Here is a 15732-nt window from a genome sequence, read left to right as displayed (position 1 = left end):
AACATTATTTACCAACGCCGCAACAGCTGCTGATAAGTCGTTTTATCGAGCATCGACTCGCGGCCCGCAAGCGGTGCGCCTTCGGGTAAGGCCGCTTGCGCTTCTGAAAGCGATGAATACGATATACCGTCGATAACGAAAAGGCTGGCTTCTGATGTAGGCGTGTGGTCTATAGAAAATGCGCTTTCGATGTCATCACTAGAACGCGTTATACTACTGTGTCCAATATAATCTGCTACGCCATCTCCATTAATATCTTTACTAAGCCATGCGAGGTTGAGAGGCAGGTTAAATTTACCAATATTCTGCATATTTTCGACGGTGTTGTTGAACCGTTCAATGAGCTGTGTAGCGTTTGATACTTTTTTAGAAATAGCGAGCTGAAGCCCGGTCTTAACAAGCGGTTTAGCTGAAAAGTGAAGCGTTTCCTCGTTATCGTTTGCAAGCATTATATTAAACTCGCGAGCAAGTAACTCTGTGGTAATAAGATAGGGTGCTCTGTCATCTGCAAGCTGCTTAAAAGCGTCGAAAGTAGTAGGGTTACGCGAGAACTTGATGTCTTTTAATGAACGAAAATGAGGGGTGTTGGCAAACCGGTTTTCAATTGCTACACGACTACCTTTTAAGTGCGGAAACAACTTCACATTGCTTACTTGCGGATCTTTACTCACCGCGTAAAGAGTTACAGGTAAATACACACGCGACAATAAAAATTGATCGCTATCTTCACCTAAGTTGATGTAAGCAAATTCACCGTCTATTTTTCCCGTAAGTACAGCGCTTCCTAAAAATGCATCGCGCATGACAAGCAGAGTGACATCAAGATCAGCATGTTGGAATATGTCCTCCAGTAAAGCATTTATTCTAGCAGGTTCGCCGTCGTCACTTACATAGGTTTCAAAGTTTGCGGCGCCTAATGTGGACGCTTTTAAGGTAGAAATTGAAAAGCACAACCAACCCATTATGATGAACAATAAATATTTAATACCGTGACTAATTCGGGTGCCTAGCAAATTTCTCTCCATACAGTTTTCTGCCCCTGTATAATGATTACACTTTAATGTAGTTCAACGGTTTAATCCAACAACGAGATTAATGAAAGCTTAATCGAACGGGATAACCTTTTCGGGAAAGCGACGTTCATAAAGGCCGAACTGTTTTGTTATTAAGGATGAGATGACAAAAAAAGAGCGACAAAGGGAGTCCCTTGTGCCGCTACATTTATCATTTCGACTTCCTTAATTTATTTTTATTAACTAGCCGAAGGTTATTCCCCGAAGCTACCCGCTGGTCCAGGGTAAACAACTACACTTTCAATACCATTTTTATTTACACTAGCAACGCCAAAAAAGTAGTTATCAATGACTACGTTCTCAAGCATGGCTTCAGTAACGTTACCCACGTATTTACTGTATTCCCATTGTGGGGCATCAGTACGACGCCAGTACACTTTATAGCCTTCAAGCTGCGGGTTTTGTTCGGCATCTAGTGCATCCCACTTTAAGAACGTCGAAGGTTGGACGGCCCCTGCAATTTCTACGTTTGCAGGTGGGTTTGGTGCCCACGCCATAGCAGCAAGAGAAACCGCATTCAGGCCAGTAAGCTTAGCAGCATAATCAAAGTCTACACCTTCTAAGGTATCACCATAGGCCACACCGTCTTCTACGCGAAGATCTTGATGCTGACGGGTGTAGTTTTCGTTTGTTTCCATAATGCGGATGCCCGGGTACCCCAGGTCGTTAAACGGGCGATGATGGCCGCCGCGCCCAAAGCGGTCTAGACGATAAATCACCATGGTGTCTAAGTTTTCAATGTACTTGTCGGCGATTCTATCGATATAGCGGGCTAGATTACGGCTAGGTGAGTCAACTTCGCCACCGGTAAATCTGCGCGCTCGTGCTTCATCTTCGGTTTCGGTTACACGAGTGCCTTCAGCAAATATTCGCGCTGTCGTATTGTTAATAATTCCATTTACACCTTCAATGTTGCCGATCATATCGTTGTTTAGAACGGCTTTAATCCGCCAGCCATCCTCTTTAGCTTGGTTAGCCATAATACGACCGCCAAAAAGACCTTGTTCTTCACCAGCTAACGCAGCGTAAACAATGCTTCCATTGAATGTGTACTTAGATAGTACGCGCGCCGCTTCTAGCGTGCCGGCAACACCTGAAGCGTTGTCGTTAGCGCCGGGTGAATCGGAAGTGAAGTCCATTACATCTGACACGCGTGAGTCAATGTCGCCCGACATGATCACGTAGCGACCTGGATCGGTCGAACCACGTTGAACAGCAATAACGCTTACCACTTCTACAGGGTCAGGAATACGCGTCTCACCACTAATCACCTCTGATTGATAATATACCTCTAAGCAGCCACCGCATTCTTCTGAGATTTTATCAAACTCAGACTTTATCCAACGTCTCGCTGCGCCTATACCTCTGGTATTAGACTCGGTTTCAGAAAGAGTGTGGCGTGTACCAAAGTTCACCAGCGTAGTAATATCTTTTTCAATGTTTTCGGCAGAGACATTTTTGGCAATATCGTAAAGAGCTTGCTGCTGTTCGCTTTGTGCGTGAGCAGTGAAAGAAACGGTGCCGCTCAATAGAACCGTAGATGCCAGTAGGGTGTTTTTTCTTATTTTTGCGTTTATATTAGCGAGTGCGGAAAAGTTTTTTATCATTGTTTTCTCCAGTATTTATTTTTTCACCATAACCAATACGTGGCTTGGCTACAATTGGAGTAAACGTGTTTAACGGTTGGTCATCGCAAGGAAGCGCTACTGAAGATCGGAATAAGATGCTGGCATAAAAAACGATTTAAAACACATAACAAAAAACCGGCATTTGCCGGCTTTCAGAAAATAGGTTTACGCTAGCGCTCAAATAAACGCGAATGCGTCGCCAAACAGGTTCTCAACTTTTAAGCCGCGCTGTGTAAAGTCGTCGCGCACGACTTTAGCCATTTCAAAACGACCTGCAACATAAACCTGAACGTTCGCAAAGTCAGCATGGTCTGCCATTACCGCGTGATGCACCCAGCCCGTTCTGCCTTTCCACTCGTCGCATGCAAACTCGACAACCGGCACAAAATTGAAGTGTTCATTCGCTTCAGCGAGTTCGGTTAGCTTGTCAGCTAAATACAAATCAGCAGCGTGTTTTCCACCCCAATAAAGAGTAAGTGGTGTTTTGTCTCCGCTGTTAAGGTGCTCTTGCAGAATTGAGTAGGTATACGAGAAACCCGTACCACCAGCAATAAGCACCATAGGCAGGCCATTACTTTGCAAAAAGGCATTGCCATTACCTACATTTACGGTAATTTCGCCATCTGCACGCATGCGCTCTAGCACTTCACCAGCGTAACTGTTGCCAGGCTCTGCGCCAATGTGTAATTCAATGCGGGTGTTGTCAAACGCGGCATTGGCAATAGAAAATGGACGCATATCTTTTTCGCCCATTACCACCATGGCGTACTGACCCGCTTTAAACTCAACAGGGCTTGCTGGCGTTAATTCAACTTTTTGTACCACTTCGGTTAAAGGCATGATGCTTGCAACCTTACACTTAATTTCTGACATGTATTCTCTTCTAACCTTCTTGCTTAGCGTGTCGCCTTTTCATGCGCTCTAAAAAAGCGCAAGCTTTAATACAAAATAAATAGCGCTATTTTGAGTTGCTACATAATACCAAGACTGTCCCAAATATCATCAACGCGTTTTTTAACGTCTTCGTCCATCACAATAGGTACGCCCCATTCTCGGTCGGTCTCGCCGGGCATTTTATTTGTGGCGTCCATTCCCATTTTAGAGCCTAGCCCCGAAACGGGTGACGCAAAATCCAAGTAGTCGATAGGCGTATTTTCAATCATTACCGTGTCGCGGGCAGGGTCCATACGGGTAGTGATGGCCCAAATAACGTCGTTCCAGTCACGGGCATTAACGTCGTCATCGCACACTATCACAAATTTGGTGTACATGAACTGGCGCAAGAACGACCATACACCCATCATCACCCGTTTTGCGTGGCCAGGGTATTGCTTCTTCATGGTAACTATCGCCATACGATAAGAGCACCCTTCAGGCGGCAAGTAGAAATCGACAATTTCAGGGAATTGCTTTTGCAAAATAGGCACAAACACTTCGTTTAGCGCAACACCTAATATAGCTGGCTCATCTGGTGGACGGCCCGTATAGGTTGAATGGTAGATTGGGTCTTTGCGGTGGGTAATATGGGTAACGGTAAACACAGGGAAGTCGTCAACTTCATTGTAATAGCCGGTATGATCGCCGTAAGGACCTTCAGGTGCTGTTTCATCTTGTGCAATATAGCCTTCAAGCACAATCTCGGCACTGGCAGGTACTTGTAAGTCGTTACTAATAGACTTAACTACTTCGGTTTTATCACCACGTAGTAAACCTGCAAAAGCATATTCCGAGAGGGTATCTGGAACAGGCGTAACCGCACCTAGTATGGTGGCGGGGTCCGCACCAAGTGCCACAGAGACAGGGTAAGGCTCGCCCGGATGGGTTTGACACCACTCGCGAAAATCAAGGGCGCCACCACGGTGTGACAACCAGCGCATAATAAGTTTGTTTTTGCCGATAACCTGCTGACGGTAAATGCCTAAGTTCTGACGCTTTTTATGCGGCCCTTTAGTAACACTCAAACCCCATGTTACCAAAGGCGCAGCGTCACCCGGCCAGCAGCGCTGTACCGGAATTTTTGATAAATCTACGTCGTCACCGGTAAGCACCACTTCCTGACAAGGGGCTTTTTTAAGGACTTTGGCAGGCATATTAAGCACCTGCTTAAATACTGGCAGCTTCTCCCAAAGATCTTTCAGCCCTTTAGGCGGCTCTGGCTCTTTCAAATAAGCCAGTAGCTTGCCTACTTCGCGAAGTGCTTCAACAGACTCTTGACCCATGCCCATGGCTACGCGTTCTGGCGTACCAAACAAATTAGCCAAAACGGGCATGTCGTGGTTTTTAGGATTCTCAAATAACAACGCTGGGCCGCCGGCACGCAACGTCCTGTCGGCAATTTCCGTCATTTCAAGGTCGGTATCAATGGGCTGGGTAATGCGTACCAATTCACCTTTAGCTTCTAGCTGGCGAATAAAGTCGCGTAAATCTTTGTACTTCATCAGTGCAGGTGCATCCACAAACTTTATTTATGGCAAGAATATACTATTTAGCGGCAAAGTCCGATCAGTAAGCGCTGTGAAACCAACATTAAACGTTCTACAGGCAAAATAACCTTTACAGTGGTGCCATTTAGGTGTGATATAGAAATATGTTATGAAAATTAACAATTACGGGCCACTAGCGCACGGCGTGCGAACTCTTACTGTAGCCCTTCTATTTTGATGCTTTGCGTTAACACGCCGCAGCAATGCGCGTATTAAAACCTTAATAACCCTTTTTTGCCTAAGGTGGTTACATGAGTTCATTCGATCAGGACATGCTAGACGAGTTAAATTTGTTACTGAAGTTTCCTGCAGACAGTCTGCTCCAGGGGCTAAAAATCCATCACGATGCAAGCCAAAGTATGGTGAACGCAGCGTCCAGACTGTACGCTAAAGGGCTAATTACTCAGTCTGACGGGGGGTATTTAACAGATTTAGGTATTGATTTAGCCGACCACGCCCGTCATATCCAATCCGCCATGTGTCCGCGAAAAAGTAGCCACTAACCTATATGTTTTTTTGCGATATCTTTAAATGAATAGGTCAAAGTTAAAAATGCTTTGGCCTCTCGCGATTTTTTACATAAAGAAAAGCGTCTCTTAGTTAAGTTAATCTATAATAGGTCGATAACTAAACTAAGTTTGTGTTATCAACCTTGATTGCTTAGCTATGAAACGAATTATATCTTCTGCTTTATTAATCAGTGCCTCTGTAACGGGGTTTTCCGCTTATGCGCTTGAAGGGGAAACGATAGAAGAGCTTCGCGCAGTTCAGCTTTACAGCCAAGACGCGCTCATCGACATGATTAACGCGAATACCCACCTCGATAAAGTAGTAGAAGACAGATGTCAGCTTGTTCAAGACATTGAAGCTCGCGCCGATGTGCTCAAAATTCCAGCCTACCAATTTTTGTGGGGCGATATGCTGGCGTGGGGTGTGTGTGTAGATGCTGAGCCCGCGCGTGGAATTGGCTACATGGAGGATGCCGCAAATCAAGGTTTGCCAGCGGCACTAGAGCAACTTGGACGATATTACGCAAAAGGCACGCTTGTGCAGCAAGATAAAGCGCGTGCAGTGGTGTATTTGCGAGAAGCGGCTGCACTTAAAAACCTGAAAGCGCAAATTCGCTTGGTTGAGTTGTTTTTAGAAGGTCATGGTAGCCCTTACGACTATGAAGATGCCTACCACTGGCTTTATAATTCGGTGACCAACGACAAAAAACAGCACCAGCAAATAGCGTCATACCTCGCTCGCTTGGAAAAGCTTATGCATCCCAAGGCGGTGCGTGAAGCAAAGCGACCTTTAGATAGCTAGATTTCAGTGGTAGGTAACCGATAGCAAACGCTTAGATGATTAAGAGAGTTTGCAGGTGAATAAAGCCTACGGTAAACACAAGCTAGCCAATCCCAAAAGGCCCTTCAGCGATAGCGAGCACTTTGCGTACTTACAAGGGGTTAGCGCTTCCGCCAGCCTGTGAGCATAGGGCGAATTAACTGAATATTTCCCATATATTGCACAACAAACACGGCAGCGACATGTATTAGCACACATGCGTAAAGCACATCAGCCATAATGCTGTGTATCCATTCCAGCGCACTATTACCAAACATGGCATCTATTTCTTCCATCATAAAACCGGTAATACCTAAACCCAGCAGTAGCGTTATAACAATTATTATCATTAGCCAGCCGAAAGGGTTGTGGCCATGGTGAGTGGGAATTTTCTTTTGTCTTACGTGCTGAATATGTTCAGCGAAAGCTTGTCGGTGTAATGCTACATTAGAAAAGCTTGCGTATTCAGTAGCAACCCTTCTACACCTGTCGAATTTGGTCGATAAAACGCCCCAGCCAATACGAACAGATATGAGCGCTACCGCGATATAACCGGCTATTTCATGATTAAGGCGACCTGGCTCTACAATAAAATAGTTGGTCACAAAGGTAACGACAAGGCCCCAGTGGCACACGCGCACTACCCAGTCCCAAATGTAAATATCCGAAGGCGTATTATTAGGTCTGTACATTACATCACTTTCTTAAGGTAAAACAAAAACGCTGCAATAGTTTGCAGCGTTTTTATCAAGTATTAAAGCAAGCATTCATATACGGCTCGCTATAACAGACTTAGTGCATTTCTTTCTTAACAATGCTGCCATCAACAGGGTTGAAGTAAATTTCTACTTTGTTTTCTTCTTTGTCGAAGCCGTAGATTTCGTAGCAATTGCCGCCTGTCACTTTAAACTCGTTAATTTTGTAGCCTTGCGCTAACAGCTGGGCCTGAAACGCATCTTGGTTCTGCCATTCAGCTTCAGGTGCAGTCGTACACTGCGTAGTACCGTGCTCAGCACTACATGCACTTAAAAGGGTTGCAGCGCCAATAGCCGTAGCCATCATTAGTTTTTTCATTGCAGTCTCCATTTCGCTTTTTGGTTAAATGTTATTTCTGTCCTACTTAAATAGTGTACTGACATTGTTCTGTCATGCATAGAGCTTACACAGCTTTGTTGTACAGAATTGGGTTCTGTTTGGTTTCTTTACGAGGTGCAAAATATTTGTCATAAAACTGCCTTCGACATGTCACAGATAGTTCATTGAACCGTCTCAAAAGCGCTCTACATTTTTGTGCTTTGCTATTTCTAAACAGTAAGTAATGTCGCCAATCTATCGGCGAAATGCTTATAAAAACACATAAAGTACTCAATAAGCACACGAAAGGAATGATTTGATGCGCCCTCTGTACCCACGACCGGTTTATTCACGCTCTTTGCTTGCGACAACAATTGCGCTTGCTTTATCAAGCGCAGCCATTGCACAAGAAGTGGCGCCCGACACAGAAAACGAAACTGACTATATAGAAGAGATAACGGTAACCGCTCAAATGCGAGAGCAGTCCGTAATGGATGTGCCCGTTACTATGGATGTTATAGGCAGCGAGTTTCTAGAACGCACCAATATTATGGAGCTTGATGAGCTATCTCGTATTTTGCCTAACGTTCAAATTCAGGAACAGGCCGTAAGCTTACCGTCTTTCAACATTCGCGGCGTCACCGATGATGTGTCTTCGGTGTCGGCAACACCTCGTATCTCGGTCTATCAAGACGGTTTTGATATCAGTAAAAAAACCGTAGCCAGTGTGGCGCTTTACGATATTGCCCGCGTAGAGGTTTTAAAAGGCCCACAGCCAACCCTATTTGGCGTGGCGGCAGCGAATGGCGCGGTAAGCATTCACTCTAATCTTCCTACCTTTGAGCAAGAGGGAAAAGTGCAGGTTGGCTATAACTCAGAGCAAGGCCAAGAAGTTGAATTTATGTATAACCAGCCTATTAATGATAATCACAGTTTTCGTATTGCTGGGCTTTACCGAGAGATGGACGGTATTGTAGAAAATAATGCCTGTAGTGCTGATTCATACTATGGCAATGCAAATATGTTCAACCACCTGGGTGAAGAAGTGCCTTGTAATGGCGAAGATCTTCAGGGTGTATCGGTTCAAGCACTTCGTGCAACTTGGCTTGCAAGCTATGAGAAGTTTGAAATTATTGCGCGCGCAGCCATGGAATACAACGACCAGCCGGGCATCGCTTTCAAATCTGGCTCTATTGCACCAAATGGTGGAGATACTAGTCCTTATACCGCTGCTGAGTTCAGTTTGGGCAGTGAGTTAGGTATTGAGCGTACGCTTCAAGCTTATGATTTAACCGTAAACTATGATTTCAACCAAATGCTTAGCCTACACGCCGATGCATACTATAAGGATGTAGAAGTAAGTGAAGGCTTCGATGCTGATGGATCTGCACTTAGGATCCAAGATGCTTACTTTGATAACGATGCTACGCTGCAAGGTGCATCGATGCGTTTAGTGTATGACTCGGGTGATAAGCTGGCTGCGTTTGTAGGTGCATCCATTACTCAAGACGATTCTATTTTGCCTTACTATGTAATGGTAGACCCCTTTATTCGCGGAACTTTCGATGCAGTAAAAGCACAGCTAGAGGCTAATTCCAATATTCCGCTTAATCAAAATATAGCGACCAACGCCTCGCTAGAGGAAATAGAAGCCCTGCGTGCAATATTGGTGTCTCAGCTATTTAACGAAGATGGTTCGCCTATTTCAAACCCTGCTTTGCCACCTATTTTGATACAAGGACCGTTTACATTTGAAGCTGAGCTAGACATTGCATCTTATGTTGCTGAAGTATCTTATGATGTGACTGACGATATTAATGTTACTGCTGGTGTTCGCTACATTGACGAAACCCGCTATACGCGAAATACCTTTGCCACTGCAGACGGTGCGTTCACTTTCGATGCCGAGCGCGACTTCAACGATACGTTGCCACGCTTTGCGGTGAGTTACGATGTGAACAACAACTGGAACTTATATGCGAACTACGCTAAAGGCCGTCGTTCACCGGTTGTGGATGCAAACGCGGGTGGCGTTAATGTGACTAAACCTGAAATAGTAGACAGTTACGATTTAGGTATTAAATACCAAAGCGCCAACTTCCTGTTCTCAGGTGCCATTTTTACCTACGAATATAGCGATTATCAGCAAAGCTTTACGGATGCAGAAACGTTACAGTCGATTACTGTAACGGTAGGCGACTCGACCATGTCGGGTATTGAAGGTATGGCTACCTATAATTACAGCGAAACGCTGACGTTAACCGCAAGCCTTGGTTTCCTTGATGCTGAATTTGCTGATAATACTGCTGATGGTTCTGAGTTCCAGTACGGCGGCAACAAGTTCCGCTTAGCGCCAGAAGTTAGCGGCGCGATAAACATTAATAAAGTGTTTAACATGAATAGCTTTGACATTGATGTTAACTGGCTAACTAGCTTCCAGTCTGAAGTATTCTTTGAGAGCAGTAATTACCCAGGTCTTTCTCAAGATACTTACTCACTGACCGATGTATCGGTGAAGCTGCTTCAAGACAACAGCAAGTTTGCCTACGAGTTTTACGTGAACAACCTGTTTGATAAAGAGTTCTTAATTGATGCAGGTAATACAGGCGGCGGTCTAGGTATTCCTACCTTCGTACGAGGTATGCCTCGTATTGCCGGGGTGCGTGTTTATTACGAGTTTTAAGGTTGGCAAGGAGTAAACGCGCTGCATTCAATTAAGCGCGTTTACTTATTTAATTAAAAAATGACTTCATAAAGTAAAGCCGCAAGCATGCGGCTTATTCCGTCTTAATAAATAGCCTTTATCAAGCGTTTATCTCGTAGCTATGCGTATTAACCACTTTGCCTGCTTTGGTCAAAATCGCATCCACATAATGCCAAGTGGCTTTTGCGCTATCTTGGCTAACGGTCAATGTCATAAAACCGCGCTGGTGAAGATTACAGTACTGTAAGTCGTCAATAAGAAGCGGAAGATCGTCGGCAAGGGTTTCTGCCATTTCACCATCCATGCTTAAGTAATGTTCCATACCAGGTGATGTTACGCCTGGTGTAGCAAGTTCAACCCCCACTTCTGTGCCATCTTTAAGGGTTAATTTGTTATGCCAAGCGTTATGGGTATCACCTGCAAGGGTAATAACTGGCTTGCCGATAGATTTTAGCTGCATCAGAAGCTGTTCCCGTTCAATAGGGTAGCCGTCCCATGCGTCTAAGTTGTAAGGCATGACGGTATTGATGAGCGCAAGCTCTTGCTCACTAAGTGCGCCACCTTGCTTTTGTTTGCGTTTGATATTCGCGAGCCTATGTACATGAGCAGGTATTGCTTTGCGTTCAACGCCGTTAAATATCGATACAGGGAAAAGCATGCGGCCAATTAATAGCTGTTGCCCTAACACCTGCCATTTAGCCTGGCTTTGCTGCATAGACGAATGGAGCCAGTTGCGTTGGGTTTCACCGAGTAAACCGCGGTTCGGGTTACCGATGTCTTTCATAAAGCGTGCTTGGTCAAACGCTTTAGTTTCAGCATTGCGATAGTCGCCGTACTCAAGCTGTTTGTCGCGTGCAAGAACGCGGGTGTCGAGCATGTATAAATCAAGAAGTTTACCAAAGGTAAATTGACGATAAATTTCTAAGCGCTCGGTGCCAAAAGGTGGGCGAATGGGTAGCCATTCATAATAGGCTTGAACGGCCGCCGCACGACGCTCATAAAAATCGCCTTCATCCGCTTGGTGATTTTCAGCACCATCTTTGTAGGTATCGTTTGTAATTTCATGGTCATCCCATACAACGATAAACGGCTTATTTTTATGTAACGCCAATAAACCATCATCTGTGCGGTATAGCGCATAGCGCTTGCGATAGTCAGTGAGAGTGTAAAGCTCGGTGTCGTTATCAGGCGCATAGGTTCTGCCAATTTCCTTGGCGTGCTCAGTTGCGTAACCTTCGCCATCGTACTCATAAATGTAGTCACCAAGATGCAATACATAGTCGATGGTGTCGTCTTGCGCTGCTTCCATGTAAGGCGTGAAAAAGCCTGCGGGGTAGTTGGAACAGGAAAATATGCCGAACGTAACACTGGACACATCGGCTTCAGGTAGCGTGCGGGTTTCGCCCACAGGGCTTGTATTATCAGCGCTTTTAAAACGGTAGAAATAGCGGCGAGCGGGATTAAGGCCTGTTACGTCTACTTTTACGGTAAAATCATGGGTTGCTTTCGCTTCAACTATCCCGCTGCTTACTATGTCAGTAAAGTCGGCATCGCTCGCCATTTCCCACAAAATGTCGGCTTTGGCTAAATCCGAGCCTGAATCTGTTGTCGGAACGGCGCGCGTCCAAATAATCACGGCGTCTTTTAATGGGTCTCCACTGGCCACACCATGGGTAAAGGTAGCGTTGGTTTGCGGTTGGCTGTTTGCTGAAGTGCTAACGGTACAGCCTGCTAGCCCTGTAGACACTGCCACGCTCGCACCTGCGAATGACGACAGCTTTATAAACGATCTTCTATCCATATGCCTGCTCTTTATAGGTTTGTAAGGTAACTGGTGATGTCATTGTTTTGTTGAACGCTCATGCAACAAAAACGAAAACCCATTTTTATACTGAGTGTTTGTGACATACAGATGTCAGGCTGAGAATCCATAATAACAGTCAATGTTTTACTGCAAATACTGTTATACTGTGCAGCAAATAACCACATGAACCAAAAATGGTTTGTGTGTCTAAACAATCATATTTATGTTTTCTACAGCGCTTTTAAGAACAAAGCCAAAAAACGAAAACACGTTGAACAAAATACGAAAGGTAAATTTAAAATACATGAGTGATGATCCGCATTATCAGCGCGAGAAAGAGAAGTACGAAAATCCGGTAGCCAGCCGCGAATATTTAATGAGTTTATTAAAAGAGCACGACAAGCCGTTGTCGTTTCTTGATATCTGTAACTTGGTGAACGCCTTCGACGAAGAAGCGCGAATTGGAATTCAGCGCCGACTGCGTGCCATGGAGCGTGAAGGGCAGGTGCAATTTACCAAGCAGAAAAAATACATTCTCCAAAACCGTGATGAACTCATTAAAGGCAGAATTATTGGTCACCGTGATGGCTACGGCTTTTTGCGTCCTGAAGATAAAAGCGGTGATTTATTTATCAGTGCTGGGCAAATGAATCTGTTCCTTCACGACGATGTGGTAGAAGCACGCATTAGTGGAACCGATCGTCGTGGAAGAAAAGAAGCGTTTGTAACGCAAGTCATTGAACCGCGCAGCGAGCCTATTGTTGGCCGTTATTTTGTTGAACAAGGTTTTGGCATGGTAGTGCCAGATGACAGTCGGTTGCAGCACGAAATTGTTATTCCACCAGAGAGCACACACGGTGCACGAATGGGGCAGGTGGTCGTGGTAGAGCTTACCCAGCGTCCACGCCGCAAAATGAGTCCGGTGGGCAAAATTGTTGAAGTACTTGGTGAACATATGGCGCCAGGTATGGAAATAGAAATGGCACTTCGCACGTTTGATATCCCGCACCAGTGGCCAAATGGCGTAACCAAGCAAGTGGAAAAGCTTACCGATCAGGTGCCCGATGAAGCCAAAGAAGGTCGCATCGATTTGCGCCAGCTTCCGTTGGTCACCATCGATGGTGAAGACGCCCGCGACTTCGATGACGCGGTATATTGCGAACCGCTTGACGACGGCGGCTGGCAGCTGTGGGTAGCCATTGCCGACGTAAGTCACTATGTAAGAACAGGCTCAGCCCTTGACGATGAAGCACAGCAGCGCGGTAACTCGGTGTATTTCCCCGACCAAGTTATTCCCATGTTGCCAGAAGTCCTTTCAAACGGCTTGTGTTCATTAAACCCTGAAGTCGACCGCCTGTGTATGGTGTGTGAAATGACCATTAGCGCAAATGGTAAACTGGAAGAATTCCAGTTTTACGAAGCGGTCATGAACTCACACGCTCGTTTAACCTACACCAAAGTGTGGAATATTCTTCAGGGCGACAAAGAACTTCATCAGCGCTACGAGCCACATGTACCTCATTTACGTAATCTTCACGACTTGTACCGTGCGCTCAAAAAAGCCCGTGCTAAGCGCGGGGCGATTGAATTTGAAACCCAAGAAGTGAAGTTTGTATTCAACGCCCAGCGCAAGATTGAAAATATTGTGCCGCTTGTGCGTAACGACGCGCACAAGCTAATTGAAGAGTGCATGATCATGGCAAACGTGAGTGCAGCTCTTATGCTTGAAAAACATGAGGCGCCTGCGCTATACCGTGTGCACGACAAACCAGACGCAGACAGGCTTACCGCATTTACCAGTTACTTAAGTGAAATTGGTATCCCTCATGCCATTGTAGAAGATGCAGAGCCCGCTGCATTTACGGATGTTGTACTGAAAACCCGCGGTCGGGTAGACGAAGAACTAATTCAAACCATGCTGCTGCGCTCAATGAAGCAAGCGGTTTACGACGGTGACAACGTAGGTCACTTTGGGTTGGCGCTAGAAGCTTACGCGCACTTCACGTCACCTATCCGTCGCTACCCAGACTTGGTCGTGCACCGTGCGCTAAAAGGCATTATTGCTAAACAGCAGGGCAAAAAAGCAGTCAGTGGCGCGAAAAACTACACCGTTGAAGAAATTGAACAGCTTGGTGAACAGTGTTCAATGACAGAGCGCCGCGCCGATGATGCCACCCGCGATGTAGCCGACTGGCTGAAATGCGAGTTTATGCTCGACCACGTCGGCGATACCTTTGAAGGTGTGGTCAGCTCGGTCACTAACTTTGGTTTATTTATACGCCTTACCGAATACCACATCGACGGCCTAGTACACATTACATCGCTAGATGATGACTATTATCACTATGACGATGTAAAACAGGCATTGGTAGGCGAGTCGGGCCATCGCCAGTTTAGGCTGGGCGATACGGTAGAAGTGACCGTTGCGGCCGTAAATCTTGATGAAAGAAAGATTGATTTATTACTCGATAAGTCTATGCTGCGCGGCACCAAGGGCAAGAAGGTAAAAGTGAAGACTGTTAAGAAGGCTTCAGGAACTCCGACTCGCTTTGATAACAAACCACGTACTGACAAAAACTCGCGTTCCAACAAAAAAGGCAACAAAGGTAAAGGCGGCTCAAGTTCGTCTAGTCGTAGTGGTGGAAAATCGTCAAGTCGCGGCAGCGCAAAAGGCGGCAGCAGCGGCAAAACACTGTCATTGAATAAAAGAGGTAAGCGTTAAATGGCGCAGCAAGAATGGTTATACGGTTTACATGCCATGCAGTCGGTACTTGAAAAGGAACCAGAGCGTGTAATGGAAGTGTGGGTTTTAAAAGGGCGTAACGATGAGCGCTTAACCAACATTGTTAACCAGGCTCGCCGTTTTGGAATTTCGGTTCAGTTCAGTCAACGTAAAGCGTTAGACGATAAAGTGAACGGCGAACAGCATCAAGGGGTAGTTGCGAGAGCGAAACCTGCTCGTGTGTTGGATGAAGCTGACCTTGATAAAATACTTGAGCGAGAGTCGCAGCCGCTAATCTTGGTATTAGACGGTATTACTGACCCGCATAACTTAGGCGCGTGCTTACGTACGGCTGATGGTGCGGGTGTGCACGCTGTCGTTGTTCCTAAAGATAAGTCAGCAAGTTTAAACGGCACGGTAAGAAAAGTGGCTTGTGGCGCAGCTGAAGTTATGCCGCTAATTCAAATTACCAACCTTGCTAGAACCTTGAAGCATCTACAAGACAAAGGGCTATGGATTGTAGGCACAGCCGGTGAAACCGATAAAACCCTTTACGATGTTGACTTAAAAGGTCCAACTGCACTGGTAATGGGGGCTGAAGGCAAAGGCATGCGTAGGCTTACCAAAGAAACCTGTGACGAGCTGGTGAAGCTTCCTATGGCTGGCAGCGTGACAAGCTTGAATGTGTCGGTGGCAACCGGCGTGTGTTTGTATGAAATAGTTCGACAGCGAGGGCTTTAGTAGCTTTCATTTCAGCCAAAGCTTGTTAGCAAAGTTAAGCCGACAAGCTTTGCCTTCTTTGTTGATGAGCGCAAGCTAAATTGCGCATGAACAAAAATCCCTATCTTCCCATCTTGCTCTGCTCTCGTTTTTAGGCGCTCACGTGTACGTTGAAGTATGCAGAAAACGGCATTT

The 15732-nt window shown here is 45.7% G+C and carries 12 protein-coding genes; 5 read left to right on the top strand and 7 right to left on the bottom strand.

From position 1 onward, the window contains the following. Nucleotides 1–8: 8 nt before the first annotated feature. From BK026_RS12410 to ubiD, 4 genes are all read right to left on the bottom strand, one after another. Nucleotides 9–1025: a transporter substrate-binding domain-containing protein gene (locus tag BK026_RS12410; RefSeq protein ID WP_071816112.1), complete on the bottom strand. Its 1017-nt coding sequence runs from the start codon at nt 1023–1025 to the stop codon at nt 9–11. A gap of 242 nt (nt 1026–1267) precedes the next feature. Next, nucleotides 1268–2680: a M28 family metallopeptidase gene (locus BK026_RS12405; protein WP_083575082.1), complete on the bottom strand. Its 1413-nt coding sequence runs from the start codon at nt 2678–2680 to the stop codon at nt 1268–1270. A 198-nt stretch (nt 2681–2878) separates the two neighbouring features. Beyond that, nucleotides 2879–3574 carry an NAD(P)H-flavin reductase gene (gene fre / locus BK026_RS12400; protein ID WP_071816111.1) on the bottom strand — a complete coding sequence of 232 codons (696 nt, stop codon included), beginning with the start codon at nt 3572–3574 and terminating at the stop codon, nt 2879–2881. Nucleotides 3575–3672: 98 nt separating this feature from the next. Next, the gene (gene ubiD / locus BK026_RS12395; RefSeq protein ID WP_071817633.1) at nt 3673–5139 is read right to left on the bottom strand and encodes a 4-hydroxy-3-polyprenylbenzoate decarboxylase; all 1467 of its coding nucleotides are present in this window, start codon (nt 5137–5139) and stop codon (nt 3673–3675) included. Between the two features lie 296 nt (nt 5140–5435). Between ubiD and BK026_RS12390 the strand changes: the two genes are divergently transcribed. Together BK026_RS12390 and BK026_RS12385 are read left to right on the top strand one after the other, a co-directional pair. Then, nucleotides 5436–5687: a TIGR02647 family protein gene (locus BK026_RS12390; protein WP_071816110.1), complete on the top strand. Its 252-nt coding sequence runs from the start codon at nt 5436–5438 to the stop codon at nt 5685–5687. A 163-nt stretch (nt 5688–5850) separates the two neighbouring features. Then, complete coding sequence (locus BK026_RS12385; protein ID WP_071816109.1) at nt 5851–6495, top strand: tetratricopeptide repeat protein; 645 nt, start codon at nt 5851–5853, stop codon at nt 6493–6495. 140 nt (nt 6496–6635) lie between these two features. On the opposite strand, the gene BK026_RS12380 is transcribed toward BK026_RS12385, so the two are convergent. Together BK026_RS12380 and BK026_RS12375 are read right to left on the bottom strand one after the other, a co-directional pair. Continuing rightward, nucleotides 6636–7205 carry a cytochrome b/b6 domain-containing protein gene (locus tag BK026_RS12380; protein WP_071816108.1) on the bottom strand — a complete coding sequence of 190 codons (570 nt, stop codon included), beginning with the start codon at nt 7203–7205 and terminating at the stop codon, nt 6636–6638. 100 nt (nt 7206–7305) lie between these two features. Then, entirely contained in the window at nt 7306–7587 is a 282-nt protein-coding gene (locus tag BK026_RS12375; protein ID WP_014950922.1) for a PepSY domain-containing protein, read from the bottom strand. 319 nt (nt 7588–7906) lie between these two features. Between BK026_RS12375 and BK026_RS12370 the strand changes: the two genes are divergently transcribed. Then, nucleotides 7907–10270, top strand: a complete 2364-nt coding sequence (locus BK026_RS12370) for a TonB-dependent receptor (protein ID WP_071816107.1) — start codon at nt 7907–7909, stop codon at nt 10268–10270. A gap of 121 nt (nt 10271–10391) precedes the next feature. Here BK026_RS12370 and BK026_RS12365 read toward each other — a convergent pair whose 3' ends face one another. Next, nucleotides 10392–12092 carry an alkaline phosphatase gene (locus tag BK026_RS12365; RefSeq protein WP_071816106.1) on the bottom strand — a complete coding sequence of 567 codons (1701 nt, stop codon included), beginning with the start codon at nt 12090–12092 and terminating at the stop codon, nt 10392–10394. 307 nt (nt 12093–12399) lie between these two features. On the opposite strand from BK026_RS12365, the gene rnr reads away from it, so the two are divergent. Continuing rightward, complete coding sequence (rnr, locus tag BK026_RS12360) at nt 12400–14817, top strand: ribonuclease R (RefSeq protein WP_071817632.1); 2418 nt, start codon at nt 12400–12402, stop codon at nt 14815–14817. Beyond that, entirely contained in the window at nt 14818–15558 is a 741-nt protein-coding gene (gene rlmB, locus BK026_RS12355) for a 23S rRNA (guanosine(2251)-2'-O)-methyltransferase RlmB (RefSeq protein WP_071816105.1), read from the top strand. Nucleotides 15559–15732 lie beyond the last annotated feature (174 nt).

It is taken from the genome of Alteromonas sp. V450, assembly GCF_001885075.1.
Lineage (GTDB): Bacteria > Pseudomonadota > Gammaproteobacteria > Enterobacterales > Alteromonadaceae > Alteromonas.
The sequence above is the reverse complement of the archived record's forward strand: the minus strand, read 5'-3'. Positions and strand labels throughout refer to the sequence as shown.

Excerpts from the sequence above, each read along its gene's own strand:
- BK026_RS12410 (WP_071816112.1), bottom strand. The coding sequence starts at position 1,025 with ATGGAGAGAAATTTGCTAGGCACCCGAATTAGTCACGGTATTAAATAT.
- BK026_RS12405 (WP_083575082.1), bottom strand. The coding sequence starts at position 2,680 with ATGATAAAAAACTTTTCCGCACTCGCTAATATAAACGCAAAAATAAGA.
- fre (WP_071816111.1), bottom strand. The coding sequence starts at position 3,574 with ATGTCAGAAATTAAGTGTAAGGTTGCAAGCATCATGCCTTTAACCGAA.
- ubiD (WP_071817633.1), bottom strand. The coding sequence starts at position 5,139 with ATGAAGTACAAAGATTTACGCGACTTTATTCGCCAGCTAGAAGCTAAA.
- BK026_RS12390 (WP_071816110.1), top strand. The coding sequence starts at position 5,436 with ATGAGTTCATTCGATCAGGACATGCTAGACGAGTTAAATTTGTTACTG.
- BK026_RS12385 (WP_071816109.1), top strand. The coding sequence starts at position 5,851 with ATGAAACGAATTATATCTTCTGCTTTATTAATCAGTGCCTCTGTAACG.
- BK026_RS12380 (WP_071816108.1), bottom strand. The coding sequence starts at position 7,205 with ATGTACAGACCTAATAATACGCCTTCGGATATTTACATTTGGGACTGG.
- BK026_RS12375 (WP_014950922.1), bottom strand. The coding sequence starts at position 7,587 with ATGAAAAAACTAATGATGGCTACGGCTATTGGCGCTGCAACCCTTTTA.
- BK026_RS12370 (WP_071816107.1), top strand. The coding sequence starts at position 7,907 with ATGCGCCCTCTGTACCCACGACCGGTTTATTCACGCTCTTTGCTTGCG.
- BK026_RS12365 (WP_071816106.1), bottom strand. The coding sequence starts at position 12,092 with ATGGATAGAAGATCGTTTATAAAGCTGTCGTCATTCGCAGGTGCGAGC.
- rnr (WP_071817632.1), top strand. The coding sequence starts at position 12,400 with ATGAGTGATGATCCGCATTATCAGCGCGAGAAAGAGAAGTACGAAAAT.
- rlmB (WP_071816105.1), top strand. The coding sequence starts at position 14,818 with ATGGCGCAGCAAGAATGGTTATACGGTTTACATGCCATGCAGTCGGTA.